This window comes from Lysinibacillus sphaericus, from assembly GCF_015844675.1.
Classification (GTDB): Bacteria; Bacillota; Bacilli; order Bacillales_A; family Planococcaceae; genus Lysinibacillus; species Lysinibacillus sphaericus_E.
Genome location: NZ_LDGC01000058.1, coordinates 1 through 3,276, shown reverse-complemented (window position 1 = coordinate 3,276; position 3,276 = coordinate 1). Strand labels below are relative to the sequence as shown.

The following is a 3,276-nucleotide window of genomic DNA, read 5'->3' as shown; positions in this document are numbered from 1 at the left end:
AAAATGGTGCCGAGGGCCGGAATCGAACCGGCACGGTAGTCACCTACCGCAGGATTTTAAGTCCTGTGCGTCTGCCAGTTCCGCCACCCCGGCACATTTGGAGCGGAAGACGAGGTTCGAACTCGCGACCCCCACCTTGGCAAGGTGGTGTTCTACCACTGAACTACTTCCGCATGTGCATAAGATTTATTTATCCTGGCAATTATTAAATTTGAAAAATGGTGCGGGTGAAGGGAGTCGAACCCCCACGCCTTGCGGCGCTAGATCCTAAGTCTAGTGCGTCTGCCAATTCCGCCACACCCGCATATTTTGTTGGCAATTTAAATGGTGAGCCATGAAGGACTCGAACCTTCGACCCTCTGATTAAAAGTCAGATGCTCTACCAACTGAGCTAATGGCTCCAAATGGTGCCGGCGATAGGAGTCGAACCCACGACCTACTGATTACAAGTCAGTTGCTCTACCAACTGAGCTACACCGGCAAATGGTGGAGGATGACGGGCTCGAACCGCCGACCCCCTGCTTGTAAGGCAGGTGCTCTCCCAGCTGAGCTAATCCTCCTGGGTATAATGCCTAGCGACGTCCTACTCTCGCAGGGGGAAGCCCCCAACTACCATCGGCGCTAAAGAGCTTAACTTCCGTGTTCGGTATGGGAACGGGTGTGACCTCTTTGCCATCATCACTAGACTATTTTAAAGACAAGATTTATTATAACATATTTCGTTATAATTGCAAGCTTTTTTTAAAACTTTCTTGTTCTTTCAAAACTGGATAAACGTGCATTGAATGTTTCAAACATTTTGGTTAAGTCCTCGATCGATTAGTATTCGTCAGCTCCATGTGTCACCACACTTCCACCTCGAACCTATCTACCTCATCGTCTTTGAGGGATCTTACTTACTTGCGTAATGGGAAATCTCATCTTGAGGGGGGCTTCATGCTTAGATGCTTTCAGCACTTATCCCGTCCACACATAGCTACCCAGCGATGCCTTTGGCAAGACAACTGGTACACCAGCGGTGTGTCCATCCCGGTCCTCTCGTACTAAGGACAGCTCCTCTCAAATTTCCTACGCCCACGACGGATAGGGACCGAACTGTCTCACGACGTTCTGAACCCAGCTCGCGTACCGCTTTAATGGGCGAACAGCCCAACCCTTGGGACCGACTACAGCCCCAGGATGCGATGAGCCGACATCGAGGTGCCAAACCTCCCCGTCGATGTGGACTCTTGGGGGAGATAAGCCTGTTATCCCCGGGGTAGCTTTTATCCGTTGAGCGATGGCCCTTCCATGCGGAACCACCGGATCACTAAGCCCGTCTTTCGACCCTGCTCGACTTGTAGGTCTCGCAGTCAAGCTCCCTTGTGCCTTTACACTCTACGAATGATTTCCAACCATTCTGAGGGAACCTTTGGGCGCCTCCGTTACCTTTTAGGAGGCGACCGCCCCAGTCAAACTGTCCGCCTGACACTGTCTCCTGCCCCGCTAAGGGGCATGGGTTAGAATTTCAATACAACCAGGGTAGTATCCCACCGACGCCTCCTTCGAAGCTGGCGCTCCGAGATCTCTGGCTCCTACCTATCCTGTACAAGTTGTACCAAAATTCAATATCAGGCTACAGTAAAGCTCCACGGGGTCTTTCCGTCCTGTCGCGGGTAACCTGCATCTTCACAGGTACTATAATTTCACCGAGTCTCTCGTTGAGACAGTGCCCAGATCGTTACGCCTTTCGTGCGGGTCGGAACTTACCCGACAAGGAATTTCGCTACCTTAGGACCGTTATAGTTACGGCCGCCGTTTACTGGGGCTTCAATTCGCAGCTTCGCTTGCGCTAACCACTCCTCTTAACCTTCCAGCACCGGGCAGGCGTCAGCCCCTATACGTCACCTTACGGTTTTGCAGAGACCTGTGTTTTTGCTAAACAGTCGCCTGGGCCTATTCACTGCGGCTCTCATGCGCTTGCACGCTCAAGAGCACCCCTTCTCCCGAAGTTACGGGGTCATTTTGCCGAGTTCCTTAACGAGAGTTCTCTCGCACACCTTAGGATTCTCTCCTCGACTACCTGTGTCGGTTTGCGGTACGGGCACCTCTCACCTCGATAGAGGCTTTTCTTGGCAGTGTGAAATCAGGAACTTCGTCCATACGGACTCGCCATCACAGCTCAACGTTACAGTGTGCGGATTTGCCTACACACACGCCTTACTGCTTGGACGCGCATAACCAACAGCGCGCTTACCCTATCCTACTGCGTCCCCCCATTTCTCAAACGGTGAGGAGGTGGTACAGGAATATCAACCTGTTGTCCATCGCCTACGCCTATCGGCCTCGGCTTAGGTCCCGACTAACCCTGAGCGGACGAGCCTTCCTCAGGAAACCTTAGTCATACGGTGGACGGGATTCTCACCCGTCTTTCGCTACTCATACCGGCATTCTCACTTCTAAGCGCTCCACCAGTCCTTCCGATCTGACTTCAACGCACTTAGAACGCTCTCCTACCACTGACATCGTAGATGTCAATCCACAGCTTCGGTGAATCGTTTAGCCCCGATACATTTTCGGCGCAGCGTCACTCGACCAGTGAGCTATTACGCACTCTTTAAATGATGGCTGCTTCTAAGCCAACATCCTGGTTGTCTGTGCAACGCCACATCCTTTTCCACTTAACGATTACTTTGGGACCTTAGCTGGTGGTCTGGGCTGTTTCCCTTTTGACTACGGATCTTATCACTCGCAGTCTGACTCCCGTGTATAAATATCTGGCATTCGGAGTTTGTCTGAATTCGGTAAACCGGGATGGCCCCCTAGTCCAAACAGTGCTCTACCTCCAGTATTCTCATCACGAGGCTAGCCCTAAAGCTATTTCGGAGAGAACCAGCTATCTCCAAGTTCGATTGGAATTTCTCCGCTACCCACACCTCATCCCCGCACTTTTCAACGTGCGTGGGTTCGGGCCTCCAGTAAGTGTTACCTCACCTTCACCCTGGACATGGGTAGATCACCTGGTTTCGGGTCTACGACCACGTACTAATTCGCCCTATTCAGACTCGCTTTCGCTGCGGCTCCGCCTTCTAAAGCTTAACCTCGCACGTAATCGTAACTCGCCGGTTCATTCTACAAAAGGCACGCTATCACCCATTAACGGGCTCTAACTACTTGTAGGCACACGGTTTCAGGATCTCTTTCACTCCCCTTCCGGGGTGCTTTTCACCTTTCCCTCACGGTACTGGTTCACTATCGGTCACTAGGTAGTATTTAGCCTTGGGAGATGGTCCTCCC

At 51.9% G+C, this 3,276-nt stretch carries 6 tRNA genes and 2 rRNA genes; all 8 read right to left on the bottom strand.

Annotated features, from left to right (window positions below):
- Positions 1-4 precede the first annotated feature (4 nt).
- Positions 5-93: transfer RNA gene (locus tag ABE34_RS14515), tRNA-Leu, on the bottom strand.
- 5 nt (positions 94-98) lie between these two features.
- Positions 99-173: transfer RNA gene (locus ABE34_RS14510), tRNA-Gly, on the bottom strand.
- Between the two features lie 46 nt (positions 174-219).
- A tRNA-Leu gene (locus ABE34_RS14505) sits at positions 220-304 on the bottom strand.
- Positions 305-325: 21 nt separating this feature from the next.
- Positions 326-401: transfer RNA gene (locus tag ABE34_RS14500), tRNA-Lys, on the bottom strand.
- Between the two features lie 4 nt (positions 402-405).
- Positions 406-481, bottom strand: a tRNA-Thr gene (locus tag ABE34_RS14495).
- A 3-nt stretch (positions 482-484) separates the two neighbouring features.
- A tRNA-Val gene (locus tag ABE34_RS14490) sits at positions 485-560 on the bottom strand.
- Positions 561-570: 10 nt separating this feature from the next.
- A 5S ribosomal RNA gene (gene rrf, locus ABE34_RS14485) occupies positions 571-686 on the bottom strand.
- 113 nt (positions 687-799) lie between these two features.
- Positions 800-3,276: ribosomal RNA gene (locus ABE34_RS14480) — 23S ribosomal RNA — on the bottom strand; the annotation flags it as partial.